The sequence below is a fragment of the Nocardia sp. NPDC051833 genome (assembly GCF_040681225.1).
GTDB lineage: Bacteria > Actinomycetota > Actinomycetes > Mycobacteriales > Mycobacteriaceae > Nocardia.
Map to the genome: position 1 here is coordinate 147,740 of NZ_JBFAYK010000002.1, position 26,208 is coordinate 173,947.

Sequence of the window (26,208 nt, forward strand, 5' to 3'; positions counted from 1 at the left end):
CCCGGTCGCGGGGTAAGTTTGCCCACCACGTGGCCGAAACCGGCTGCGGCACTATCGATCACGGGCCGAGGTCCCTGGTATGGAGGAGAACATCATGGAACCGATCGTGCTGGATTCGACCGGTGCCGACATCCAAGGGGAGTCGGCGCGCATTCAGCAGCGCGGGCCGGTGGCGCTGGTCGAACTCCCCGGCGGCGTGCCCGCCTGGTCGGTCACCGATCAGGCCGTGCTCCGCGGCCTGCTCGCCGACCCCCGGGTGTCGAAAGATCCACGACAGCACTGGATGGCGTTCATCAACGGCGAGATCACCGAGGCCTGGCCGCTGCTGCCGTGGGTCGCCGTGGACAACATGTTCACCGCCTACGGCGCCGATCACCGCAGGCTACGCCGGCTGGTGTCCCCGGCGTTCAGTCATCGCCGCAGCACCGCGCTCCGTCCACGGATCGCCGAGATCACCGAGAGCCTGCTCGACGCGCTGGCGGCCGCCCCGGCCGGTGAGCCGGTCGACCTGCGCACCGGTTTCGCCTACCCGGTGCCGATCCGGGTCATCACCGAACTCCTCGGTGTGCCGGAGGAACTGGGTCCCGCGCTGCACAAGTGCGTCGACGGCTTCTTCGACGGCTCGTTCACGGCCGAACAAGCACAGGCCAACTACCTCGAGATGTACCGGTTGGTCAGCGAACTCGTCGCCTACCGGCGCGCGCATCCCGGCGACGACGTCACCAGCGTGCTGATCACCACCCGCGACGAGGACAACGACTCCCCGCTGTCGGAGAAGGAACTCGTCGACACGCTGATGCTGGTCATCAACGCCGGGCACGAGACCACGGTCAACCTGCTCGACCAGGCGATCGTCGCCCTGCTGAGCCATCCCGAACAGCGGGCCGCCGTCGACGCGGGTGAGGTGTCGTGGGCGGACGTGGTGGAGGAGACACTGCGTTTCCAGGCGCCGGTGGCGCACCTGCCCCTGCGGTACGCGGTGGAGGACATCGAGATCGAGGGCGGGTACCGGATCGCCAAGGGCGAGGCCATCCTCGCCTCGTACGCTGCCGCGAGCCGCGACCCGAAGATCCACGGCGCCGACACCGCCACGTTCGACCCCGCCCGCGCCACCCGCGAGCAGCACCTCGCCTTCGGCCACGGGGCACACCACTGCATCGGCGCCTCGCTGGCCCGCCTGGAAGCGGCCGTGGCGCTGCCCGCGCTGTTCGACCGGTTCCCGCGGATGCGATTGGCCGCGAGCCCGGCCGAACTCACCCCGGTGCAGAGCTTCATCTCCAACGGGCACACCAGCGTTCCGGTGTACCTGGACGCCGAATAGGGGAGGCCGTGCCGCCTCGGCGCCGCCCGCCGAGTCGGTGAAGTCGCGCTGCGCTGACCAGCCCCGGTGACGTTCGTCTACCGCCTGGTCCGCGCAGGCGCACACCGGGGCTTCATCGCAAGGAGCCCGTCTATCCCGGTACCATATTGGTACATATATATGCGCATTATTGCATGCACTTTGAGGGCGGTCCTCACTGAGAACTTCCCGCCGGACCACAAACCTTCTTGGGAGGAGGGGTCCACGTGGTCGTCTGACCTGGGAAAACAATCGAGTCAACCCCGCTGAACGCAATCGAAAACCTCAGTGCGCGCTTGCAAGTCGCAATCTGCGAACCTCGGGTACTATCGCCGTCGGGGGAGCGCGAGATGTCCGATGGTCTGCTTAGTATGTCGCAGGCACCGGCAGCTTCGGCTGCCTCACCAACGCCAGACACGACATCTCCAGGGGATGAAACTTGATCGACACCACACCGAACCCCACCCCCCGGAGCCGCTTCGCGCGGCGCTCCGGCATCACCTCGATCGTCGCGGCCGCCGCTCTCTGCGCCGCGCTCGTGACCGGCTGCACCAAGGACGACGCCACCACCACCGCGGCGCCGCCGACCGGTCAGCTGCCCGATGGCGCGCAGATCGTGAAGGAGTCGGCGAAGACCACGCAGACCCTGCACACCGTGCACCTGAAGATCAACGTGAAGAACCTGCCGAACCTGCCCGTGGAGACGGTCTCGGCCGACGTCACCAACGAGACCCAGGGTTCCGGCGCCGCGATGGGCGAGGCGAAGGTCAAGCTCAAGCCGGAGGCCGACTTCACCGAGTCGAAGTTCCTCGTGGTGGACAAGGTTCTCTACACCCAGGCCGGCGGCCGCTACGTGCCCGCGGGCCCGGCGGAGAAGGTCTACGATCCGGGCGTCATCCTGGACAAGGACAAGGGCATCGCGAACGTGATCGCCAACGTCCAGAACCCGAAGACCGAGGGCCGCGAGGTCATCGACGGCATCAACACCGTCAAGGTCACCGGCACCATCGACGCCGCCGTGATCGACCCGATCGTGCCCCGCGTCGGCGAGAACGCCGGCACCATGCCGATCACCCTGTGGATCCAGGACACCGCGCCGCCGGCCTCGGATTCGACCAAGCCGTCGGACGCCGCGTCCACCGGCGAGGGCCCGAATCTCGTTCGCGCCGTGGTGAAGAAGGACCAGGGCGAGGTCACCGTCGGCCTGTCCAACTGGGCCAAGCCGGTCAACATCGTCAAGCCGGCCGGCTGATCCGAGCCGACCGAACCGGATCACGACACACCGGTCCGGGGATCGCGGAGCCTGGCACGCAGTGCCGTCCGCGGCCCCGGGCCGGTGTGTCGTCTGGGTGTCGCCTGCGATGACCAGAGCTTCGGGCCGTGGACGCGGCACCAATAAGAGAATGTTCAGCGAGATGCAAGGCGCCACAAGGACTATACGTGTCGGGACGCTGGTCGGCAGGCAGCACGCATCGAACGCCGATCGACACGGAGGAAGAACAAATGACGATCGATGATCGACCTGATGAAGAGGAGCGCGAGCTCCCGCCACCGCCCGGCCCTGGGGGTCGGCCTCCCGTCAACAACGTGTGGGTCTATAACGGCAGAGCCTACGACCTGAGTGACTGGATCTCCAAGCATCCAGGCGGTGAATTCTTCATCGGCCGGACGAAGAACCGCGACATCACCTCGATCATCGGTTCCTACCACCGTGATCCGGAAAAAATCGCGCGGATGATCGAGCGTTACAGCCTCGGTCGCGATGCCACTCCGGAAGACATCCACCCGAAGAACAACGCGCCCGACTTCCTGTTCAAGGAAGGCTTCAACAGCTGGGACGACACCCCGAAGTACAAGTTCGACAACAAGAACGACCTCCTGCATCAGATCAAGGCCCGGATCAAGGAGCCCGAGCTGGCGGCCCGCCTGAAGCGGATGGACCGGGCGTTCGACGTCGTCGTCGCGGTGCTGATCTTCCTGTACTTCGCCGTGCAGGGCCTGCGTCTGTGGGACACCAGCTGGATGCCGTTGCCGGTCTTCGTGATCGCGATGGTGCTGCTGCGCAGCTCCCTGGCCGGGTTCGGTCACTACGCCATCCACCGGGCGCAGAAGGGGCTCAACAAGTACGCGGTGAACGCGTTCGACATGAACTATGTCGCACTGTCTTTCGTCACCGCCGACGGCCACGCCCTGCTGCACCACCCGCACACGCAGAGTGAAGTCGACATCAAGAAGAACGTCTTCACGATGATGATGCAGGTGCCGCGCCTGTACCGGGTCCCCGTGCACACCGTGCACAAGTTCGGACATCTGTTGACGGGCATGATCATTCGCCTGCTCGATGTCTGCCGGCTCACCCGCAAGGTGGGCATCAAGGACATGTACGGCACCTGGGGCGGCGCGCTGCCGCACTTCATCGGATCGTTCGGTGTTCGCTTCCTGCTGGTGGCCGAGGTGGTGGTCTTCACCCTGGCGGGCGACTTCTGGGCCTGGGCACTGCAATTCGTGATCACGCTGTGGATCAGCACCTTCATGGTGGTGGCCAGCCACGACTTCGAGGTGCCGACCGAGGAACTGCACACCGAGACCGAGGACTGGGCGGTCAACCAGCTCGAGCAGGCCTACGACCTGACCGTCGTTGGCAACAAGTATGTCGACTGCTTCCTCTCCGCCGGTCTGAGCTCGCACCGGGTGCACCACGTGCTTCCGTTCCAGCGCAGCGGTTTCGCCAATATCGCCACCGAGGACGTGGTGCGCGAGGAGGCCGCGAAGTTCGGCGTGGAGTGGCTGCCCGCGAAGAGTTTCTTCGGAGATCGTTTCCCCAAGCTGTGCCGGACCTACCTGCTCGCGCCCTCGCGTGACGCCGAGGAGAACCGGTGGGGATTCGTGCGCGAACACTGCGCACCGACAGCGCTGAAGACCTGTGTGACCTACACGGTGCAGGGCTTCACCGGCATCGGAACCGTCTGAGCCGACTCCGCTGCCACGTTCATTTCTGTTTCGAAAGGATTTGTGCCCGTGTCTGTTTCCTTTGATCTGCTCCGCACGGCCGACGTCGAGCGCGGGCACGACCTGCTACCGCCCGCCCCGCCGACCACCGTCGGCGTGATCGAAGCGGTCGCCACCGGATCGCCCGAACTCGTGGTCGACCAGACCGTGAACGCGGGCCGGGTCGCCGAGCTGTTCTCCGATCCCGCGCAGCGGCAGCGTATTCCGCGGATCTACCAGAAGACCCGGATCGACACCCGGCACCTGGCGATCGACCCGCTCGACCCGGAGTTCCTCGAGTTCAGCCGTCGCCCCGGCACCATCCGGGAGCGGATGAACCTGTTCTTCGAGCACGCGGCGCCGCTCGCGGTCGACGTGGCCCGTCGCGCCGTCGCCGGCCTGGCGAACCCGGCCGACGACATCGGCCAGCTGATCTTCGTGACCAGCACCGGCTTCATCGCTCCCGGCGTCGACGTCGCGGTGGTCAAGCAGCTGGGGCTGTCGCCGACGGTGGGCCGGATGGTCGTCAACTTCATGGGCTGCGCCGCCGCGATGAACGGCATCCGAGCCGCCACCGACTACGTCCGGGCGCACCCGGACAAGAAGGCGATGGTGCTGTGCATCGAGCTGAGCTCGGTGAACGCGGTGTTCGACGACGACGTCAACGATGTCATCACCCACAGCCTCTTCGGTGACGGGTGCGGCGCGGTGGTGATCGGCGCCAACCAGGTGCACCAGCCGCTGGCCCCGGGCAGCATCGTCATCCGCGACAGCTTCAGTCACCTGTTCGACGACGCGGAGGACGGCATCGTGCTCGGCGTGAAGGACGCGGGCATCACCTGCGAGCTGGCGACCAGCCTGCCCGACTACATCTACCGCGGGGTGGATCCGGTGGTGACCGGGGTGCTCGCGCGCAACGGCCTGGGCAAGGACGACATCGAGCTGTGGGCGATCCACCCCGGTGGTCCCCGCATCATCGAGGAGTCGGCGCGCTCGCTGGGGATCCCGGCCGAGGCGGCGGCGCCGAGCTGGGCGGTGCTCGCCGAGCACGGCAACATGCTGAGTGTCTCGCTGATCTTCGTGCTGGAGCGGATGATCCGCGACGCGCGTTCGGCGGCACCGATTTCCACCGGGGTGGCGTTCTCGTTCGCGCCCGGAGTCACCCTCGAGGGCATCGTGTTCGATGTCATCCGCAGCTGAGAGCGCACGTCATGCATCTACTCCGTTTTCTCGCCGCGCTCTCGCCGGCCAGGATCGCCGCCGTGGTGGCCGCCGGCCTGATCTGCGGTGTGGCCAACACCTACCTGGTGACCCTGATCAACGCGGTCGTCTCGCCGAAGCCGCAGCCTGATCAGCTGCTGCTGCGGTTCGGGCTGACCGGTCTGGTGATCCTGGTCAGTGGGGTGGCGTCGCAGGTACTGCTGATCCGGTTGTCGCAGGACGCGATCTTCCGGTTGCGCAGCGACCTGAGCTCGGGCATCGTCTCCGCGCCGCTCGAGCATCTGGAACGGCTCGGTATGCACCGCCTGATGGCGACGCTCACCGAGGACGTGCGTTCGCTGTCGCAGGCGGTGACCGCCATCCCGTCGATCTGCGTCGACGTGGCGACCATCATCGGCTGCTTCGTGTTCCTGTTCATCGTGTCGGGTCCGATCTTCGCGGTGACGGTGGCGGGCACGCTGGTCGGCATCGCGTGTGTCGAGCTGGTGCTCAAGCGGGTGCGCGGGATCTACCGCGAGGCCCGTGAGAACGAGGACGCGCTGCTGCGTTCGTTCCAGGCCGTCACGCTCGGCATCAAGGAACTGAAGCTGCACCGTGGCCGGCGCCGGGACTTCATGGATCGGCATCTGCTCGGCTCCGCGGGCACGCTGCGCGATCAGAACACCGACGCGGGCTCGAAGTTCTCCTACGCGCAGGGTTTCGGCCAGGCGTTGCAGCTGGCGACGATGGCGCTGATCCTGTTCGTCATCGCGGCGGCCCTGGATCTGCCGCGGGACACGATGGTCGGCTACGTGCTGGTCACCACGTTCCTGGCGATGCCGATGCAGAACTTCATGCACCGCATCCCGGACCTGCTGCGCGGCGACGTCGCGCTGGCCAAGATCCGGGCGATGAACCTGTCGATGGAGACCCTGCACAACGAGGAGCTCCTGCCGTACACCGAGCGTCCAGTGGCAGGGGAGGCCAAGCTGGAACTGACGAATGTCAGCTATGTGTACCGCGCCGAGGCTCCGTCGCTCGTGCCGCCGCCGCCCGGCGCGCATCCGGCCGGACCGGGTGGTCCGCCCGAGCGGGGTGGACATCCGCCGCGTCCGGGCATGCCACCGCGCAACGGCAACGGCAGGCCGGGGCACGGGCCGCATCCCGCGCATCCCGGTGCGCATCCGGGTGGCGCGCAGCCGGATGTCAACGGTAAGAACTGGATCGACCACGGTGGCACCGATGTGCGCCCGCTGGCACCGCCGCCCGGACTCGACGAGTCCGAGGACGCCGGCTTCCGGCTCGGTCCGATCGACCTGGTTTTCGAACCGGGGCAGATCACGTTCATCGTCGGTGGCAACGGCAGCGGGAAGTCGACGCTGGCCAAGCTCATCACCGGTCTGTACGTGCCACGCTCGGGGTCGTTGTCGCTCAACGGGGAGAGGATCGACCACGACAACATCGAGTGGTACCGGCAGAATTCGTCGGCGGTGTTCACCGATTTCCATCTGTTCGAGGACTACCTGGGCTTCGACCGTCCCGGTATCGACGCCGAAGTCCAGCGGTACCTCGAGGAGTTGCAGATCGCGCACAAGGTGAGCGTGCGGGACGGGCGCCTGTCGACCGTGGATCTGTCGCAGGGGCAGCGCAAGCGGCTGGCACTGCTCACCGCGCTGCTCGAGGATCGGCAGATCTACGTCTTCGACGAATGGGCCGCCGATCAGGAGCCACGCTTCCGCGAGGTCTTCTATCGCGAGATCCTCACCGATCTGAAGCGGCGCGGCAAGACGGTCATCGTGATCACCCACGACGACCGGTACTTCGACTGCGCCGACCAGCTGGTGAAGCTGGACTTCGGACTGGTCGCGGTGTAATCCGGTGCGGCGGACGCCGGTTCGGTCCCTGGGGCCGGGCCGGCGTTCGTCGCGTCAGGCGATCTCGCGCTGGGTCGCGATCAGCTGTGTCATCGGGGGCCGGTCGGCCAGGCTGACCTCGGACGGCATCCGCTGCCAGCCCGATTCGCCGGGCAGGAACTGCACGAGGCCGATCCCGGAGTCCCGGATGCCGAGGCGGTCGAGCAGGGTCGCCACGACCTGCCTGCTCATCACCGCCAGTTCGTGCGTCGGCCGGTTGCGGTGCCGCCGGACGCCGAGGTCGACCTGGGCGATCGCCGACAGACCGTGCCGCTGCCAGCAGTCGATGAGGATCCCGATCTCCGCTCCGTAGCCGCCGGCGACGGAGATGCCGCCGAGAAACGTTCGGGTGGCGGCGTATTCGCCGCCCAGCGGCTGCACGATCTCGGCCAGGGCGGGCGCGAGCGCGGTGAGCAGTGGGCGGGCGACGAGCTGGGTCACCCGCCCGCCGCCGTCGGCGTCCCCGCTCGGCAGCGGCCGTCGGTAGAAGCCTTTCACCAGCGCGAGCCCCGGATCGTCGAGCAGCGGGGCGACCAGCGTCGGGACGAAATCCGGGTCCGGCTCGACCAGATCGCCGTCGAGGAAGACGAGTAGATCGCCGGTGCTCACCGCCAGCGACCGCCACAGCACCTCGCCTTTGCCCGGCCGGGGCGTCACCCCCGGCAGCGCCTCCTCCCGGGTGTACACCGCGGCGCCCGCCGCGCGGGCCCGCGCGATGGTGCGATCGGTCGAGCCCGCGTCGATGACGAGCAGTTCGTCGACCAGCCCGCCGAGCCAGGGCCGGACGGCGGCGATCACCCCGGCGACGGTGTCCTCGTCGTCGAGCGCGGGCACCACCACCGAGACCCGGCGACCCAGCTTGCGGTCGATCAGTGCACGGACGTCCATGGCGACCAGTGAACGACACCGGTCCCCGCGGGCGCCACCGATCCGGGTGAATCCTGTGAACGACGCCAACGGTCCGGGTGGCCCGCTATCGGCACCGACAGTCCGGGCACCCGCTGCGCGGGCTCGCGCGATGCCAGGCCCCCACGGCCGTGACCCGGGTACCGTGGGCTGATCGCGGGTAGCGACGAGGGCAACGACCGTGGAGGGCGGCGTCATGACGGGAAGCGCGACGGTGGTCGAGGTGTCCAAGGGGTCCAAGACCGATCTGGTCGACGGGCGCTACACGGTGCGCATCGATCTGGACGGTCCGACCGGCGCGGTCGACGTGTCGGCGGTGCTGGTGACCGCGGCGGGCCGGGTCCGCTCCGACGCCGATTTCGTGTTCTTCAACAATCCGTCGGCGCCCGGCGTGCGCCTGGAATCCGATGCCGTGGTGTCGGTGGATCTCGCGGCCGTCCCGCCCGAGATCGAGCGGGTGGTGATCGCCGCGAGCACCGAGGCCCAGGGCTTGCGGTTCGGGGAGGTCAGTGGGCTGCGGGTGGCGGTCGCCGGAACCGGGCAGGCGCTGAATTTCGTTCCGCCGGGACTGGATTCGGAGACGGTGCTGCAAGCGGTGGCGCTGTATCGGCGGGGGAGCGGGTGGCGCCTCGACGCGATCGGGCAGGGGTACAGCGCCGGGCTGGCGGCGTTCGCGACCGAGCACGGGATCGTGGTGGACGACGAGGAACCGGCCGAGGCCGTCGCGCCCGCCGGCGCCCCGGCCCAGCTCGCTGGTGCACCGAAGCCCGCCGTGCCGCAACCGCGTCCGGCGCCGCCGAGCCCTCCGGCGCCGCCGAGCCCTCCGGCGATCGACCTTCGCAAGGTCGACGTCGTGCTCACCAAGGACTCGCCCGATCGGCGCGCCAGCATCGATCTGCGCAAGGGCGACCCGGGCTACGTCCTCACGGTCGGCCTCGAATGGGACGGCCGCGGTGCGCAGTACGACCCGAGCGGCCGCGTGACGAAGTTCGGCAAAGGCGACCTGGACGTGTACTTCTTCTGCCGCAACGAGATCACCGGCGACTACGTCGTGATCAGCGGCGAGAAGGGCCACCAGGGCGACCTGGCCGTGTGGCCGTTCATCCACCATCAGGGCGACAGCCGCGGTCCCGGCGCGAAGAACCTGCCCGCCACCGAGCAGGTGATCGTGCGGCCCACCGAGAACGGCGACCTGCTGCTCAACGTGTACCAATCCGTCGACAACGGCGCCGGCGCGATCGACACCTTCGGCAAGCCACGCGTGCGCGTCCGCTACGGCCGTGCCGGTCGCGACGGGCTACCCGGCCCCGACGCCGATCAGATCACCGTCGTCATCGGCAACGGCAAGAACTCGTTCTGGGCCACCGTCGCCCACATCGATGTCCGCGACGGCATCCTCACCGTCGACGGCACCACCCGCTACAGCCGCGCGTTCAGCGAACGGATGCCCGTCCTCGACACCAGGGGCACCTGGCTGCGGTCGGCCAAGAACGGCCCGGTCGGGCGCAGCAAGAGCAGCAACGGCCTCGGCCTCACCCACTACGCGGGCCGCTGCCCCGACCCACGCTGAGCACCGAGGAGTTCCGCGCGCCGTTCCTCGACGGTGGCACGCAGCGCGTCGACGACGGCGGCCACCTCGGGCCGCCGCAGCGTTTCGGAGCGGATGACGAGCCAGTAGGTGAGCTGCACCCGCACGTGCGCTCCGAGCACCCGGACGAGATCGTCGTGCCGGTCGGCCATGAAGCACGGCAGCAGGCCGATCCCGGCCGCGGCCCTGGTGGCCTCGACGTGCACGAAAACGTTGGTGGACGACACGGATCGGCGCATGTCGGGCGCGAAATCGGTGGCCAGGTCGAGATCGTCGACCTGCAGGATCGACTCGATGAAGTACACCAGCGGATAGTGGCGCAGCTCCGCGACGGCTGCCGGGGTGCCGTGTTCGGCGAGGTAGTCGCGCGCGGCGTAGAGACCGAGGCTGTAGTCGCCCAGCCGGATCGCCTCGGCGCGATGGACCTGGGGCTGCCCGACCACCACTTCGATGTCGAGTCCGCTGCGCTGGGTGGACGCGCGCCGGGTGGTGGCGACGATGTCGACCGCCACCCTCGGATGCGTGCGCTGTACCCGTGCGGCGGCGGGGGCGGCGAGATAGGCGCTGAATCCGTCGGTGGCCGAGAGCCGCACCACCCCTTCGAGTTCCCGCTCCCCGTCCGCCGTGCCCAGTGAGCGCACCGCGGTCTCGATGGTCTCCGCGGCGGCCAGCGCCGAGCGCCCGAGCTCGGTCAGCTCCCACCCGCCGGTGACCCGGGTCAGCACCCGGCCGCCGACCGCGCGCTCGAGCGCCGCGATCCGCCGCGAGATCGTCGTGTGGTTGATGCCGAGTTCCTCGGCGGCGGTGACATAGCGGCCCGATCGGCCGACCGCCAGCAGAACCAGCAGGTCATCGGCGCTCGGACGCCGACCCGGATCAGACGAGGTAGCGCTCATTTCTGCATCTTCGCAGATTACGGGTGCGAACTTGGCCATTGCGACCGGATTCGATCTGCACGAATACTCTTCGCATTGCTAGTGGGCCACATCACATTCCTGGCGTGAGGTGGTCTCGATCACCAAGGAGCAGTGATGAGCGTCCGCAATGCGACCCCGGTGGCCGGTGAGAACCGCGCCCCGAGCGGTCTGCGCCGAGTCGTAGCCGCCTCGATGGCAGGCACCGTCGTCGAATGGTACGAATTCTTCCTCTACGGCACCGCCGCCACCCTCGTCTTCAGCAAGGTGTTCTTCGCCAAGGGCACCAGTGATCTGGACGCGATTCTGGCCGCCTTCGTCACCTACGCGGTCGGCTTCGCCGCGCGCCCGCTCGGCGGCATCGTCTTCGGCTACTTCGGTGACCGCTACGGCCGCAAGCAGCTGCTGCAGCTGAGCCTGGTCCTGGTCGGCGGCGCGACCTTCCTGATGGGCTGTCTGCCCACCTTCACCCAGATCGGCTACTGGGCACCGGCGCTGCTGGTGACCCTGCGCTTCATCCAGGGCTTCGCGATCGGCGGGGAATGGGGTGGCGCGGTCCTGCTGGTGGCCGAACACAGCCCCAGCCGCAGCCGGGCGTTCTGGTCGAGCTGGCCGCAGGCCGGTGTGCCCGCGGGCAATCTGCTCGCCACGGTCGTGCTCCTCGTGCTGACCTCGACGCTGTCCGATGCCGCCTTCCTGAGCTGGGGCTGGCGCGTGGCCTTCTGGCTGTCGGCGGTGGTCGTGCTGGTCGGCTACTACGTGCGCACCAAGGTCACCGACGCCCCGATCTTCGTCGAGGCGCAGCGGCAGATGGAGCACGCCAAGGCCACCTCGTTCAGTGTGTTCGAGGTGCTGCGGCGGTACCCGCGCGGCGTCTTCACGGCCATGGGCCTGCGGTTCGGCGAGAACATCATGTACTACCTGGTCGTCACCTTCTCGATCACCTACCTGAAGGTGCACGTGCACGCCGACACGACGACGATCCTGTGGTGGTTGCTGGCCGCGCACGCCGTGCACATGATGGTGATCCCGCTGGCGGGCCACCTCGGTGACCGGTTCGGCCGTCGGCCCGTGTATCTGGTCGGCGCCCTCGCCGCCGCGACGTGGGGCTTCTTCGCCTTCCCGCTGATGGACTCCGGTCACAGCCTGCTGATCCTGACCGCGATCATCATCGGACTGGTCTTCCACGGCCTCATGTACGCCGGTCAGCCCGCCATCATGGCGGAGATGTTCCCGACCCGGATGCGCTATTCCGGTGTGTCCCTGGGCTATCAGGTCACCTCGATCGTGGCGGGTTCGCTCGCGCCGATCATCGCGGTCAAGCTGCTCGACTCCTACGGCTCGTCGGTCCCGATCGCGGTGTACCTGGCGGTGGCGGCGGCGATCACGGTGATCGCGGTGCTGTGCGCCAGGGAGACCAAGGGCATCGACCTCGAGTCCCTCGACGTCGCGGATGCCGCCGAGACGGTGACCGCGCCGGCGCCGGTGCCGACCAAGGTCGTTCCGGCATGAGCGACCTGATCGGACGCAAGGCCCTGGTCACCGGCGCGGCGGGCGGGATCGGCGTGGCGTGCGCGCACGAGCTGGCCGCGCGCGGCGCCGAGGTGACCGTCGCCGACGTGAACGAGCTGGGTGCCAAGACCGTGGCCGCCGAGATCGGTGGCCACGCCTGGGCGGTCGATCTGCTCGACGTCGACGCGCTCGCGGAACTGTCGCTGTCGGTGGACATCCTGGTCAACAACGCCGGTGTGCAGACCGTCAGCCCGCTCGAGGATTTCCCGCCCGCCCGGTTCCGGCTGATCCAGACACTCATGGTGGAGGCGCCGTTCCTGCTGATCCGGGCCGCGCTGCCGCACATGTACGCCCAGGGTTTCGGCCGCGTGATCAATGTGTCCTCGGTGCACGGCCTGCGGGCCTCGCCGTTCAAGGTGGCCTATGTGACGGCCAAGCACGCGCTGGAAGGACTGTCGAAGGTGACCGCCCTCGAGGGCGGCCCGCACGGCGTCACCAGCAATTGCGTGAACCCTGGCTATGTGCGAACACCGCTGGTGGACAAGCAGATCGCGGAACAGGCCGTAGCGCACGGCATTCCCGAGCAGGAGGTGGTGGAGAAGGTGCTGCTGACCGAGAGCGCGATCAAGCGGCTGATCGAGCCCGAGGAGGTGGCGGCGCTGGTCGGGTGGCTGGCCTCCGACCACGCGGGCATGGTCACCGGCTCGTCGTATGTGATGGACGGCGGGTGGAGCGCGCGATGACGAGTGTGACGGTGGCGCCGCAGTGGGTGCCGGGCTCTCCGGATATCGAACAGGCGCGGATCACCGACTTCGCGCGCTTCGTGGCCGCCCGGCACCGGGTCGAGGTCTCGGACTATCGGTCCCTGTGGCAGTGGTCGGTCGACGACCTGGCGGGGTTCTGGGGCGCGATCTGGGACTACTTCGACCTGGGGGAGCGGGCGACGGAGATCCTGGCCGACACCGGAATGCCCGGGGCGCAGTGGTTTCCGGGTACCCGAGTGAACTACGTCGATCAGGTGGTCCGGCAGGCGCGCACGGATCGGCCCGCGATCGTCTCGGTCGACGAGACCGGGGCGGTGACCGAGCTGTCCTGGGCCGAGATGCTCAGCCGGACAGCCGGATTCACGGCTACTCTACGCGAACTCGGCGTAGGGCCCGGCGATCGAGTAGTCGGCTACCTGCCGAACATCGCCGAGGCGGTGATCGCGTTCCTGGCGACCGCGAGCATCGGCGCCATCTGGAGTGCGTGCGGGCAGGACTACACGGCGACGGCGGCCCTGGACCGGCTGGGGCAGCTCGACCCAGCAGTGCTGGTGACCTGCGACGGATACCGCTTCGGCGGCAAGGAACACCGGAAACTCGCGGAGATCTCGGCACTGCGTGCCGCGCTGCCGGGTCTGCGGGCGACCGTGCTGGTGTCCCGGCTCGGTGACACGGTCGACGGTGCGCTCGACTGGGACGTGGTGACCGCAGCGGCGGACAGCGTGCCTGCCACCGAGCAGGTCGCCTTCGACCACCCCCTGTGGGTGCTGTACTCCTCCGGTACCACGGGGCTGCCCAAAGGCATCGTGCACGGCCACGGCGGGGTGCTGCTCGAACATCTCAAAGCGCTGGCGCTGCAGTCCGATCTCGGCCGCGACGACACCTTCTTCTGGTACACCAGCCCGAGCTGGATGATGTGGAACTACCAGGTCGCCGGTCTGCTGGTCGGCGCGACCATCGTCTGCTACCCGGGCAGCCCGACCGCGCCCGCACCGGATGCGCTGTGGGCCATCGCCGCTCGGGTTCGGGCCACCGTGCTCGGAACCAGCCCCGGGTATGTCCTGGCGTGCGCCAAGGCGGAGTCGGTGCCTCGGCGCGACCACGACCTGTCCGCGTTGCGGCTCGTCGGCGTCACCGGTTCGGCACTGCCCGCGTCGTCGTCGCTGTGGTTGCGGGACAACGTGGGCGACCACGTTCCGGTGTCCTCGATCAGCGGAGGCACCGACATCGTGTCGGCCTTCGCCGGTGGTGCCCGCACGGTGCCGGTGTGGCCGGGCGAGCTGTCCGCCCCCTACCTCGGTGTCGCGCTGGCGGCGTGGGACGGGGCAGGCCGATCCGTGCGCGCCGCCGTCGGTGAGCTCGTCGTCACCGTGCCGATGCCGTCGATGCCGATCCGGTTCTGGAACGATCCCGACGGATCCCGGTACCGCGCCGCGTATTTCGACACCTATCCCGGTGTCTGGCGGCACGGTGACTGGATCACCGTGACCGAGCGCGACAGCGTCGTCGTGCACGGCCGCTCGGACTCCACCCTGAACCGGCACGGCATCCGGATGGGCAGTGCCGACATCTACCAGGCCGTCGAGCGGCTGCCCGAGATCGTCGACTCCCTGGTCATCGGTGCCGAACAACCCGACGGCGGCTACTGGATGCCCCTGTTCGTCGTGCTCCCGCACGGTGCGGTCCTCTCCGAGGCGTTGCGGACCCGGATCGCCGGCATTATCCGGACCGACGTCTCGCCCCGGCACGTCCCCGACGACATCATCGCCGCCCCTGGCGTCCCGCGCACCAGAACCGGCAAGAAGCTGGAGGTCCCCGTCAAACGCATCCTGCAGGGGGCTGATCCCGCGCAGGTCCTCGACCCGAGCACCGTCGACCACCCGGCCCTCCTCGACTGGTACGCCCAGATCCGGCACTGAGCCCGGTGGCGGGCTCGCCGCCGATCCGTGCGACGATCGGCGGGAGCCCGCGCGAACAACCGGCGCGTCGGATCAGGCCTGGTCCGAGGGCGTGCGCCACGGCCCTCCGGGCCATGGTGGCGAGGCGGGAAGTAACGTGCGGGTAGCTGGCGCCGACCGCAATGGTGTGGGGTTGGACCAGCGAGGACAGGACGGCAGGCGCGTGACGGTCGGTCGGATGAGACGAACAGTCGTGGTGGCGGGGACCGCGGGAGTCCTCGGCCTGCTCGGATACGGCGGGGTCGCGGGCGCTGAACCGGCCCTCGCCACCCGCGGTGGGATCAGCATCGCGGGGGTTCCCGGCGCGGAGCGACCCGCGCGAAGCGACGGTGCCTGGCTGGTTGCCGGTCCGGGCGACCACGGCAACGGCGGTGGCAACAAAGGCGGCAACGGGAATTCCAACCCGGGTAGTGGCAACGGTAATCAAGGCAACGGGAACGGCAACCAGGGCAACAACGGTAATCAGGGCAACAACGGCAATCAGAACCCCGGCAGCGGCAACGGCAACCAGGGCAACGGGAACGGAAACCAGGGCAACGGGAACGGAAACCAGGGCAACGGGAACGGAAACCAGGGCAACGGGAACGGAAACCAGGGCAACAACGGGAACCAGGGCAACAACGGCAATCAGAACCCCGGCAGCGGCAACGGCAATCAAGGCAACGGCGGCGGCAACCAGGGCAACACCCCGAACCCGGGCAACGAACCCCCGCCGGAAGCTCCCGCCGAAGAGCCCGCCCCCGCGAACCCGGCCCCCGATGCACCACCTCCACCGGCACCACCCGCACCGGACGCCTCCGACCCGGGGCCTGCCGAACCGGGAGGCACGGCACCGGGAAGCCCACCCGGCGGCGGACCAGGATCTGCCCCTGGCGCCGAGGCACCCGCCGGATCTGCCCCCGGCGCGGAGTCACCCGCAGCCCCGGCGCCCAGCGGACCGGGTACCCCACCCGCCGCACAGGCACCGGGCGGCGGGCCTATTCCCGCGCACGACGTCAGACCAACCAGCGACACCGACACCCTCCCCGAGCCGGACCTACTCTCCGTGATCGGCGGCCTCCTCGCACTGGGCCTCGCCGGCGGCGGATCCGCTGCGGTGAGCTTCCAAGGCGCCGCCCAAGCCCAAGCCCGCATCGACGCCGCCCGCGCCGAATTCTTCGGCCCGCGCACGTAGGGGAGCGCTTACTGGCTGACCGGCGACCAGCTGACCGGCTGAGCGGTGATCGGCTGAGCGGGAACCCGGTGCCGACCGCCCTGCGCGTGGTGCTCACAAAGCAAGGAGACATCGTGTGGCACAGCCGGAGTCGAGTTCTACTGCAACATTTCCGAACTCGGCTACGATGCGATGCTCATGCAGGGGATGACACAGGTCGGTGTGCACCAGCAGGCAGCGGGATTCGGCGAGTTCACCGTGGTCGACGTCGAGACCTCGGGCCTCCAACCGAGCAGGCACCGGGTCCTGTCCGTCGCCGCGCTGACCTTGGACAGCGCCGGACAGGTAACGCGCGAGTTCCACACGCTGCTCGATCCCGAGTGCGACCCCGGTCCGGTGCACGTGCACGGGCTCACCGCCGAAGTCCTGCGTGGCTCACCGCGGTTCGCGCATGTGCGCGAGCAACTGTCGTCGCTGCTGACCGGACGGGTCCTGGTGGCACACAACGCGCTGTTCGACTTCGGATTCCTGGCGAGTGAGTTCGACCGGGCAGGCGGAGTGCTTCCAGTCCGCCGTCGGTTGTGCACCCTGGCACTGGCGCGCCGCGTCGCGGTCCCGACACCGGACTACAAGTTGGCGACCTTGGCCGGCTATTACGGTGTACCGCAACAGAACGCGCACGACGCGCTCGACGACACCCGGGTTCTGGTGAACGTTCTGCGAGCATTGGTGGCCGACGCGGCCCGCCTCGGCATCGCGCCGCCCCTGCTGTCCTGCGAGCCGACCGCAGATGATCGCGCCGCGAACTGGCCGATCGAGCGGAGCGGCCCGAAGCCGCAGTGTGCCTACGCCTACCCGGGGCGGTGGGAGCCCGACGCGCCACTGCGACAGGGCATGAAGGTCGCGTTCAGCGGCGACACCCGGATCGACCGTGAAGAACTGGTGACGCGCGCCGAGGCGGCCGGGCTCGACGTGACCGGTGCGGTGAGCGGACGCACGAGCGTGCTCGTCACCAACGCGCCGGAATCTGGGACGGGCAAGGCGCGCAAAGCGATCCAGCACGCGACCCCGGTCATGGACGAGCCGCGCTTCGTCGCGATGCTGGCGACGATCGAACCAGGGCAACCCAGGACCACCCCGGCAGATCAGCCCCCGTCGCGGCGGCGAACCTCGGTGCCGACGGGGCCGCTGTCCGGGCACCGCGTACTGGTTCTCGGCGGTACCCACGAGCAAGCGGCGCACACCAGGGCCCGGGTCGTGGGGCTCGGGGGATCCGCGGCTGTCAATCTATCGGCGACCGTGACGGATCTGCTGCTTCTGCCGGGAGGCGACGCGGATCGCCGGGTGCGGAAAGCCACCGACCTCGGGCTGGCCCTGCACGGACCGGAATTGCTCACGCGGTCGCCTACGGCGGAATCCGAGCATCCGCCCGAAGTCCCGACGGCACCCGAGCCGACCGTCCTGGCCCGGGGCCAGGTGATCGATCTGCCGATCGAATCGGACTCCTGGACGTTGCGTGCCACCTGGAACCAGCTCGGTACCGCCGCCGTGGACCTCGTGGCCTTTCTCGTCGACGCAGAGGAGAAGGTCGGCAGTTCCGACGATTTCGTGTTCTACAACCAGCCGACCACCGAGAGCGCCAGGCTCGCGCAGGAGGGCCCGACCGAGCAATCGATCGCCGTTTCACTGGACGACCTCCCCGAGCACTGCGTGCGCGTCGTCTTCGCGGCCGCTCTCGACGCACCCGGGGTGACCTTCGGCGATGTCGGCGCCATCGAGATCGAACTCGCCGCAGGCCTCGAAGCAAGCGCGGTGATCCGTTCGACCCTGGACGCGGCCACGGTCGAACGGACCCTGCTGCTCGCCGAGTTGTATCTACGGGGCGAGACCTGGCGGTTTCGCGCCGTCGGGCAGGGCTATGAGTCCGACCTCGCCACGATGGCCCGAGGGTACGGGGTCGAGGTCGGGTAGCTCATCGGTGATCTCGCTCAGCTGCCGAAGCGTTCGGCGACCATGTCCTCGGTGAGGCCGTAGTCGGCGAGGGAGTAGTGGTGGGTGGGTTTGCGGTCGCCGGTGCGGCTCTCGGTGTCGAGGGCGGTGATGGCGGTGCGGGCCTCCTCGGTGAAATCGGTGCCGATCCGGGTGTAGATGCGGTCGACGACGCCGAACGGGTCGGCGCGCAGATCGTCGAAGTCGACGTCGATGAAGGTGGCGTCGGTGTGGCGGGCGCGGGCGGCGGTGAATTCGGCGAGGCCGCGCGCCCACAGATCGAGCTGGGTGCGCCCGATGGTCTCCCCGGTGAAGACGGTCGACCAGCCGCGGGTGGCGTGTTCGTTGAGGCTGCACACCGACGGGATGATGGTGGCCGGGTCGCGGTGGGTCTGGATGACGATCGCGTCCGGGTAGACGGCAAGCAGCGCGTCCAGACAGAACAGGTGACTGGGGTTCTTGAGTACCCAGCGCCTGCTGTCGTTCATGCCGATCAGCTGCAGATTACGGCGATGCCGCGCGTAGGCGGGGGTCCAGTCCTGCCCCGCCAGCCACTGCGCGTAGCTCGGCACATAGGCCAGGCATTCGTAGGAATGCGAGGTGCCCGACTGTCGCAGCAGCTGCCAGCATTCCTCCACATCCGAGGCACTCATGTAGTGCAGACCCATGAACTCCGGGTTCTGCACCTGATGCTGACGCAGGCCCGCGTCGATCTGCTGGTAGGCCGGATTCTGCGACCAGGTCTCCCGCGGCGGACGCGGCTGCGGGAAGTCGGTCAGCCACATCTCCAGCCCCTGATTGGCCGGATCGGCCGCCAGCAGCCGGTGCAGCGCGGTGGTGCCGGTGCGGGGCAGGCCGGTGACGAAGATCGGCCGGGTGACCGGAGTGTCGACATAGCCGGGGTTGGCCGCCCAGGCGGCCTCGCTCAGCGCGCGGGCGACCAGGGTGCCGCGCAGGAAGAACCGCGACATCTTGCTGCCGAGTTCGGTGAGCCCGGCCTCGTCACGGTACGAGTCGAGCAGCACCTGCAACGCCTCGGTGTAGTCGTCGGCCCCGAAATCGGTGAGACCGGTGAGTTTGGTGGCTGAGGCGTGCAGGTCGGCCACGGTGCCGACATCGGTGCGCACGGTCATCGAAGGGAACTCCTTGCTCAGTTGTGGTATTCGCCGCAGTTGACGTCGAGGGTCTGGCCGGTGATCGCCGAGGACCAGTCGGACGCGAGAAACACCACGGCGCGGGCGATCTCCTCGGGTTCGGGCAGTCGCTTCAGGTCGGACTTCGACGCGGTCTGCTCGTACACCTGCTCGACGGTGATGCCGTACTTCTCGGCGACCTGCCCGAAGTACCACTTCAGCTGGTCGGTCCAGATGTAGCCGGGCAGCACGCTGTTGACCCGCACGCCCTTGCCGCCGAGTTCGGTGGCCAGGGTCTGCGACATGGCCAGCAGGGCCGCCTTGGTCAGCTTGTAGCTGCCGTAGCGCGGTTCGGAATGCCGCACCACCATCGAATTGATCATCACCACAGCGCCTTTGGCCTCGGCGAGGGCGGGTGCGAACGCCTGCGTCATCCGCAGGCCGCCCAGCACCGTCATGTCGAGACTGGAGCGAATGTGATCGAAATCGGTGCGGTCGAGCGGTTTCATCGACGGCACCGAGAACGCGTTGTTCACCAGCGCGTCGACCCGGCCGAACGTCTCGACGGTGCGCGAGACCAGGTTCGCGACCGCGGCCTCGTCGGTGATGTCGGTCGGCACGCTGAGCGTGGCGCCGCCCGCGGCCTCGATCTCCGCGGCCACCTCCAGCAGCCGCGATTCGGTGCGCGCCGCCAGCACCACCGTGGCGCCCGCGGCCGCCGCCTCCAGGCAGATCGAGCGTCCGAGTCCGGGACCGACCCCGGAGACGACGACGACCTTTCCATCCAACAGTGCCCCGCTCATCCGAGCATCCTCTCTGCGAACGCCCGCTGCCGGGCGGCGATCCGGTCGCGCCGGCCGGCGGCGTCGATCGTGTTGTGGTCGAAATGGGGAAGGTGCTCGGCGATCTCGGCGACGGGGACGACGGTGACCGTCGGGCCGTCGGCCTCGGTCATCGGCCGATCGGTGCGCTGCCAGCGGAACTGCAGAATGCCCCTGGTGCGGCCGGTGGTCTCGATCCAGTTGGTGATGCCGGGATCCCGCTTGCTCACCACCATCCGGATCATGCCGTCCGGATCCACCTGGGCCTGGGCGTGATTGAGGCTGGTCTGGTGGTTGACGTAGTCGAGCGAGATGTACCAGAGGCTGCCCAGCTGGAAACCCTGATACGGCGCATCGGATTTCGGCACGGTGATCACCAGCGCCTGATCGTCGGCCAGATCGAAATGGCCGACCGAGGAGTACTGGGTGCTCAGACCGCCCGGGGTGAGCCGGGGCGCGGTGAGCGTGTTCACCGGCAGGTCGAGGTAGAACCACTTCGGGAAGTTGAACCAGGTGTGCACCCGGGTCAGCAGCATCTTGGCCGCGGCGCCGTAGCGCTTGCGCATCCGGGCCAGATCCGGCTCGACGGGCGCGGTGCCGATGGTGTCGACGCGCTCGATCCGGATCGAGCCCTTGCGCTCGGTCCAGTCGCTGTAGACCTCGCGCACCGCCAGCATCGACGCGCCGTCACCGAGCGCGAAGTAGCCCGGTCCGGCGTCCGGCTTGGCGGGGCCGAAGCGGATCGAGAAGCTGCCGTCGTCGGCGATCGGGATCCGGCGGTCGTCGAAGGCGTCCTCGCCGCCGGGCACCTCGGTCGCGGTGTAATCGCCCTTGAGCACTTGGAAACTGAGGTCGACGGTGCTGCCGCGCACACCGCTCACCACATACTCGGCGTCCGGCTCGATGTTCGCGTGGTAGTAGAGGGTGTCCGGATTGTCCAGGCCCATCTTGGCGTAGGGCCCGGTCGAGGACACGAAGTACGGATGGCTGGTGCCGTGCGCCCCGGACAGGCGCAGGCAGGCGGCGACGCTCGCCGCGAGATAGTCGTAGCCCTCGGCCAGGTCGGCGTCACTGCGCACGAATTCGGCGCCGGCGATGAGCTTCTCGGCCTGGGCGACCGCGGCGGTGAACGGCGCGGTCAACGGCTCCGGTGGCGCGGTGCTCCCGGCTTCGGTGGCGGTGCTGGAATGGGTCAACGGTCTGCGATTCCTAGCTCTCGGAGGATATGGGCGGCGATCTCGGCGGGGGTGCCGAGATCGGGGGTGATGACGAGATCGGCGTCGGTGGGTCGCTCGTAGGGGGAGCTGATGCCGGTGAAACCGGGCAGCTCACCCGCGCGGGCCTTCGCATAGAGGCCCTTGGGGTCGCGGCGCTCGCATTCCGGCAGTGGCGTGTCGACGAACACCTCGTGGAACGGCAGCTCGCGCTCGTCGTGGGTGGTGCGCGCCCTGGCCCGCTGCGCGGCGAACGGGCTGATCACCGACACGATCGCGATCGCGCCGGAGTCGGCGAACAGGGCGGCGACCTCGGCGACTCGGCGCACGTTCTCGTCCCGGTCGGCCGCGGAGAAGCCGAGGCCCGCGTTGAGTCCGTGCCGCAGATTGTCGCCGTCGAGCAGATAGGCGGCCCGCCCGGCGTCGACCAGTTGACGCTCCACCTCGACGGCGATGGTCGACTTCCCGGAACCGGACAGCCCGGTCAGCCAGACCGTGGCACCGGCGTGTGCGCGATCGTCCCGGCCGACCGCCGAGCGATGCCAGACCACCGTCGCAGGCGCGGCATGCGCACCGGTGTCGCGTCCGGTGACCATGCCCGCGGCGACCGTCTGATCGGTGACGGGGTCGATCAGGATGAAACTGCCGGTGCGGCGGTTCTCCCGGTACGGATCGAACAGCAGCGGCTGACGGCTGCGCAGTCGCACCCGGGCGATGTCGTTGAGCGACAACGCGTCCACGTCTTCGAGCCGGTGCAAGGTGTTGACATCGAGCTGGTAGTCGATGGCGGTCACCTCGGCGGGGGAAGTCTGCGCGGCGGTGCGCACCAGATACCGGCCACCCGCGCGCAGCTGCGTGGTCTCGGAGAACCAGCACACCATCGCGTCCAGGTCGGCGCCCTGCTGCGGGCGATTGCCCGGCCTGGCCAGGAGATCGCCACGGCCGATGTCGATCTCGTCGTCGAGGGTCAGCGAGATCGCCATGCCGGTGAACGCTTCGTCGACCTTGCTGCCGCCGGGGCCCCAGATCTCGCGTACCCGGGAGGTGTGCCCGGCGGGCAGCACCACCACTTCGTCGCCCGGCTTGAAGATGCCGCCCGCGACGGTGCCCGCGTAGCTGCGGTGATCGAGACCCTGCTGGGCCCGGATGACGTACTGGATCGGCAACCGCGCGTCGATGAGATTGCGGTCCGAGGCGATGTGCACGTCCTCGAGGTGGCGCAGCAGCGGCGGACCCGGGTACCAGTCCATGTGCTCGGAACCCTCGACGACATTGTCCCCGAGCAGCGCCGAGACCGGCACGAAGCTGAGGTCGCCGACCGTCAATTTCGCAGCGAACGCGGCGAATTCGGCCCGGATCTCCTCGAACCGGTCCTGCGACCAGTCGACCAGATCCATCTTGTTCACACACACCACCAGGTGCGGAACCCCGAGCAGCGTGGCCAGAAAGGCATGCCTGCGGGTCTGCTCGGACACCCCGGCGCGGGCGTCGACCAGGATCAGCGCCAGATCGGCGGTGGACGCGCCGGTCACCATGTTGCGGGTGTACTGGACGTGGCCGGGGGTGTCGGCGATGACGAATTTGCGCCGCGGCGTCGTCACGTAGCGGTAGGCGACGTCGATGGTGATGCCCTGCTCGCGCTCGGCGCGCAGCCCGTCGGTCACCAGGGCGAGATCGGCCGCGTCGCCGCCACGTTCGGTGCTGACCCGTTCGATCGCGGCCAACTGGTCGTCGAACAGCGACTTGGAGTCGTAGAGCAGCCTGCCGATGAGGGTCGACTTGCCGTCGTCGACGCTGCCCGCGGTCGCCAGGCGTAACAGGTTGCGACTCATCAGAAGTAGCCCTCTCGCTTGCGGTCTTCCATGCCGGTCTCGGAGATCCGGTCGTCGGCGCGGGTGGCGCCGCGCTCGGTGAGCCGGGTGGCGGCGGTCTCGGCGATCACCTTCGCCGCGGTGTCGGCCTCGCTCTCGACACAGCCGGTGCAGGTGGCGTCGCCCACGGTCCGGAAGCGGACGGTGGCGTCGAAGGTGCGCTCACCCGGTTGCGGGGTGATGAATCGGCCCGCCGACAGCAGCATTCCGTCGCGCTCGACGACACGGCGCCGGTGCGCGTAGTACAGCGTGGGCAGCTCGACCTCTTCGCGATCGATGTACTCCCAGATATCGAGCTCGGTCCAGTTCGACAGCGGGAACACCCGGATGTGTTCGCCCTGCTGGTGCCGCCCGTTGTAGAGGTTCCACACCTCGGGCCGCTGTGCGCGCGGGTCCCATTCCCCGAAGCGGTTGCGGAAGCTGAACACCCGCTCCTTGGCCCGCGCCTTCTCCTCGTCGCGGCGCGCCCCGCCGAACACGGCGTCGAAGCGATGTTCGCCGATCGCCCGCAGCAGGGTGGTGGTCTGCAGCGGATTGCGGGTGCCGCCGGGGCGCTCGACCGCGCGGCCCGCGTCGATGTCGTCCTGCACCGACGCCACCAGCAGGCGCGCCCCAGTGCGCTCGGCGGTCCGGTCGCGGAACTCGATGACCTCGTCGAAATTGTGCCCGGTGTCGACATGCAACAGCGGGAACGGCAGCGGCGCCGGCCAGAAGGCACGACGCGCCAGGTGCAACAGCACCGCCGAGTCCTTGCCACCGGAGAACAGCAGCCCCGGTCGCTCGAAGGTCGCCGCCACCTCCCGGAAGATATGCACCGACTCGGCCTCCAAGGCCGCCAGATGCGACAGCTCGTACCCCGTCTGCACTCGTTCACCCACTTCGTTGTGTGCTCCGCCGGGGGAATCTCCCCGCCGGGTTGCGTTGTCGAATACTCGACGCTATTGTTCGATATTGTGACACCGACGATAAGCCGGGCCGAGCGCGCCGGTCAAGAGGTGACCCCGGAATCCGTGCGTGAGGTGGCGGAGCCAGGCGTGGCCTCGCCTCCGACGCAACGCGTCGTGAAGGTGCTCGAGCTGCTGTCCCGGCATCCGGCGGACCGGTTGTCGCTCGCGCGCATCGTCCGGGAGGCCGGGCTGTCCAGGGCCACCGCGCACGCCGTGCTCACCCAGCTCACCGCCGACGGCTGGACCGTCCGCGACGACGACGGGTGCTACGGCATCGGCCTGCGTCTGCTCACCGTCGCCCGGCGCGCCGAAGCGGCGTTTCCCCTACGCCGGACCGCGGCGCCGCACCTGCGCGCGCTGTGCGAACACACCGGCGACCCGGTGTTCCTGGCCGAACGCGACGGCGAGAGCATCGTGGTCACCGAGGTGGTGGGCGACCCGTCCGCCGGGTGGATCCGCGCGGGCCGCAGGCTCCCGCTCGCGCCGCCGGTCTGCCGGGAGTTCGTCGCCTGGGCGCCCGAACCCGTCCGGCGGGCGTGGCTCGCGGCCGCCGACCCGGCCCATCGCGACCGCCTGACGCGCGTGCTCGCCGAGATCCGGCAGCGCGGCTACTCCGTCGAACGCCTGGTCGACGACTCGACGCCGATGCTCGAGGTGCTCGCCGGCCTGCGCGATACGCCGATCACCGCCGCGCTGCGCGCCCAGCTCGGCTCGGTCATCACCGAACTGATCACCATCGACTACCTGCCCGACGAACTCGGCCGGGAGAACGCGGTCGTCACCCTTGCCGCGCCCGTGCGCGACGCGAGCGGCGCGGTGGTGGCGGCGGTGGTCAGCTGTCCCGACGCCCGCCTGTCGGCCGCTGCCGTGAGCGCGCTCGGCGCGGCCACTGTCGCTGCGGCGGAACAGATCAGCGCGCACGCGATCCACCCCGCCTGACCCGCCGTCCGGACCACCGCGGCCGACCGTTCGCCATTAGGCTGGCGGGGAGAACCCGGCCGTACCAGCGGGATGGTCGCGGCAGGTGTGAGAGAGGACTCGACGTGGCGGACGACAGCGATCGCTGGTGGGAAGCACCGGGACTGGGGCAGCCGCCACAGACCGGTCCGGAACCGTACGCGCAGCCCGCGCCACCGCAGCCCTACGGCTACCCGCAACCGCAGCAGGGCGCGTATCCGCCGCCCCAGTACGGCGCGCCGCAGCCGGGGTACGGGCAGGCGCCGTACGGTCAGCAGCCGTACGGCTATGCGCCACAGCCCGCTCCGGGCCCGCCGCGGCGCGGTGGCGGTGGTGGCGCGGGCGTGATCATCGCCGTGGTGGTCGTGGCGGTGCTGATTGTGGCCGTCGGCATCGTGGCCGTCGTGCTCGGCACCCGTTCCTCCGACGACACCACCACCGCGTCCTCGTCGTCGGTCACCTCGGCGCCGGTGCCCACCGGATCGCTGTCGGGCACGACCACCGCCCCGGTGACGCCGGGAGCGAAGGGCGTGCTCATCCCCACCTACCGCGTCGCCTACGACGTGCCGTCGGCCTGGGCGGTCGCCCCCTCCTACGACACGATGAGCTTCAGCACGGCGAACGGCTCCATCGACGGTCGTGGCCAGTCGACCGAGGGCGAGAAGTACTGCCCGGGCTCGGCGTATCGCGCCATGGCCGCCGTCACCGCGACCACCGAGTCCGATCCGGCCGCCGCCGCGAAGACGGTCGCGAAAATCGCCGCGGCGGGCGGCTATTCGGATCCCAGTGGTGGCAAGCTCACCACGCCGACCTCGCTGACCACGCAGAGCGGAGTCGCGGGCCAGTTCGTGGAGAGCACGGGACCATGGAAGCCCCAGCTGTCCGGTTGCACCGCCAACGCCTACTCGGTCTACACCTTCGCCTTCCGCAACGCGGCGGGCACCCTGCTCGTGCTGACCATCCTCGTCGACCGCAATACCAGCGGGGAGATGAGCGCCGAGGAGGCCAAGAAGCTGATCACCAGCCTGCGCCTGGTCTAGC

General features: G+C 69.0%; 20 protein-coding genes. 13 read left to right on the forward strand and 7 right to left on the reverse strand.

The window, feature by feature from the left end; genetic code table 11:
- The first annotated feature begins 94 nt into the window (after positions 1 to 94).
- From AB0L91_RS18705 to AB0L91_RS18725, 5 genes are all read left to right on the forward strand, one after another.
- Positions 95 to 1,321 (forward strand): cytochrome P450, encoded by a 1,227-nt coding sequence (locus AB0L91_RS18705; RefSeq protein ID WP_365011575.1) that lies wholly within the window; start codon positions 95 to 97, stop codon positions 1,319 to 1,321.
- A gap of 457 nt (positions 1,322 to 1,778) precedes the next feature.
- Positions 1,779 to 2,591 carry an LppX_LprAFG lipoprotein gene (locus AB0L91_RS18710; RefSeq protein ID WP_355271900.1) on the forward strand — a complete coding sequence of 271 codons (813 nt, stop codon included), beginning with the start codon at positions 1,779 to 1,781 and terminating at the stop codon, positions 2,589 to 2,591.
- 251 nt (positions 2,592 to 2,842) lie between these two features.
- Positions 2,843 to 4,309, forward strand: a complete 1,467-nt coding sequence (locus AB0L91_RS18715; protein ID WP_365011577.1) for a fatty acid desaturase — start codon at positions 2,843 to 2,845, stop codon at positions 4,307 to 4,309.
- Between the two features lie 48 nt (positions 4,310 to 4,357).
- Positions 4,358 to 5,527 (forward strand): 3-oxoacyl-[acyl-carrier-protein] synthase III C-terminal domain-containing protein, encoded by a 1,170-nt coding sequence (locus tag AB0L91_RS18720; protein ID WP_365011579.1) that lies wholly within the window; start codon positions 4,358 to 4,360, stop codon positions 5,525 to 5,527.
- Positions 5,528 to 5,538: 11 nt separating this feature from the next.
- A complete protein-coding gene (locus tag AB0L91_RS18725) occupies positions 5,539 to 7,401 on the forward strand; it encodes an ATP-binding cassette domain-containing protein (protein ID WP_365011581.1) in 1,863 nt (620 codons plus the stop codon).
- A 54-nt stretch (positions 7,402 to 7,455) separates the two neighbouring features.
- On the opposite strand, the gene AB0L91_RS18730 is transcribed toward AB0L91_RS18725, so the two are convergent.
- A complete protein-coding gene (locus AB0L91_RS18730; protein ID WP_365011583.1) occupies positions 7,456 to 8,328 on the reverse strand; it encodes a glucosyl-3-phosphoglycerate synthase in 873 nt (290 codons plus the stop codon).
- Positions 8,329 to 8,542: 214 nt separating this feature from the next.
- On the opposite strand from AB0L91_RS18730, the gene AB0L91_RS18735 reads away from it, so the two are divergent.
- Entirely contained in the window at positions 8,543 to 9,916 is a 1,374-nt protein-coding gene (locus AB0L91_RS18735) for a TerD family protein (protein WP_365011585.1), read from the forward strand.
- Here the strand turns inward: AB0L91_RS18735 and AB0L91_RS18740 are convergent.
- Entirely contained in the window at positions 9,886 to 10,830 is a 945-nt protein-coding gene (locus tag AB0L91_RS18740; protein WP_365011586.1) for a LysR family transcriptional regulator, read from the reverse strand. The two genes, AB0L91_RS18735 and AB0L91_RS18740, sit on opposite strands and share 31 nt — an antisense overlap.
- Positions 10,831 to 10,965: 135 nt before the next feature.
- Between AB0L91_RS18740 and AB0L91_RS18745 the strand changes: the two genes are divergently transcribed.
- From AB0L91_RS18745 to AB0L91_RS18765, 5 genes are all read left to right on the forward strand, one after another.
- Positions 10,966 to 12,360: an MFS transporter gene (locus AB0L91_RS18745; protein WP_365011588.1), complete on the forward strand. Its 1,395-nt coding sequence runs from the start codon at positions 10,966 to 10,968 to the stop codon at positions 12,358 to 12,360.
- Positions 12,357 to 13,103, forward strand: coding sequence for a 3-hydroxybutyrate dehydrogenase (locus AB0L91_RS18750; RefSeq protein WP_365011590.1), 747 nt, complete (start codon positions 12,357 to 12,359; stop codon positions 13,101 to 13,103). Before AB0L91_RS18745 ends, AB0L91_RS18750 begins: the two co-directional genes overlap by 4 nt.
- Positions 13,100 to 15,043 carry an acetoacetate--CoA ligase gene (locus tag AB0L91_RS18755; RefSeq protein WP_365011592.1) on the forward strand — a complete coding sequence of 648 codons (1,944 nt, stop codon included), beginning with the start codon at positions 13,100 to 13,102 and terminating at the stop codon, positions 15,041 to 15,043. Before AB0L91_RS18750 ends, AB0L91_RS18755 begins: the two co-directional genes overlap by 4 nt.
- A gap of 217 nt (positions 15,044 to 15,260) precedes the next feature.
- Entirely contained in the window at positions 15,261 to 16,256 is a 996-nt protein-coding gene (locus AB0L91_RS18760) for a hypothetical protein (RefSeq protein ID WP_365011593.1), read from the forward strand.
- A gap of 177 nt (positions 16,257 to 16,433) precedes the next feature.
- Positions 16,434 to 18,206 (forward strand): TerD family protein, encoded by a 1,773-nt coding sequence (locus AB0L91_RS18765; protein ID WP_365011595.1) that lies wholly within the window; start codon positions 16,434 to 16,436, stop codon positions 18,204 to 18,206.
- 17 nt (positions 18,207 to 18,223) lie between these two features.
- Here AB0L91_RS18765 and AB0L91_RS18770 read toward each other — a convergent pair whose 3' ends face one another.
- The 5 genes from AB0L91_RS18770 to cysD are packed head-to-tail and all read right to left on the reverse strand — an operon-like array spanning position 18,224 to position 24,129.
- Positions 18,224 to 19,357, reverse strand: a complete 1,134-nt coding sequence (locus tag AB0L91_RS18770) for a sulfotransferase (protein ID WP_365011597.1) — start codon at positions 19,355 to 19,357, stop codon at positions 18,224 to 18,226.
- 17 nt (positions 19,358 to 19,374) lie between these two features.
- Entirely contained in the window at positions 19,375 to 20,160 is a 786-nt protein-coding gene (locus AB0L91_RS18775) for an SDR family oxidoreductase (RefSeq protein WP_365011599.1), read from the reverse strand.
- Positions 20,157 to 21,374: a hypothetical protein gene (locus AB0L91_RS18780; RefSeq protein WP_357347255.1), complete on the reverse strand. Its 1,218-nt coding sequence runs from the start codon at positions 21,372 to 21,374 to the stop codon at positions 20,157 to 20,159. Before AB0L91_RS18780 ends, AB0L91_RS18775 begins: the two co-directional genes overlap by 4 nt.
- A complete protein-coding gene (cysC, locus tag AB0L91_RS18785) occupies positions 21,371 to 23,224 on the reverse strand; it encodes an adenylyl-sulfate kinase (protein ID WP_365011600.1) in 1,854 nt (617 codons plus the stop codon). Before cysC ends, AB0L91_RS18780 begins: the two co-directional genes overlap by 4 nt.
- Positions 23,224 to 24,129, reverse strand: a complete 906-nt coding sequence (cysD, locus tag AB0L91_RS18790) for a sulfate adenylyltransferase subunit CysD (RefSeq protein WP_357347253.1) — start codon at positions 24,127 to 24,129, stop codon at positions 23,224 to 23,226. The genes cysC and cysD overlap by 1 nt, the downstream gene beginning before the upstream one ends.
- Before the next feature lie 168 nt (positions 24,130 to 24,297).
- Between cysD and AB0L91_RS18795 the strand changes: the two genes are divergently transcribed.
- On the forward strand, positions 24,298 to 25,149 hold the full coding sequence (locus AB0L91_RS18795) for an IclR family transcriptional regulator C-terminal domain-containing protein (protein WP_365011603.1): 852 nt from the start codon (positions 24,298 to 24,300) through the stop codon (positions 25,147 to 25,149).
- Positions 25,150 to 25,253: 104 nt separating this feature from the next.
- On the forward strand, positions 25,254 to 26,207 hold the full coding sequence (locus AB0L91_RS18800; RefSeq protein WP_357347249.1) for a hypothetical protein: 954 nt from the start codon (positions 25,254 to 25,256) through the stop codon (positions 26,205 to 26,207).
- The last annotated feature ends 1 nt before the right edge of the window (position 26,208 follow it).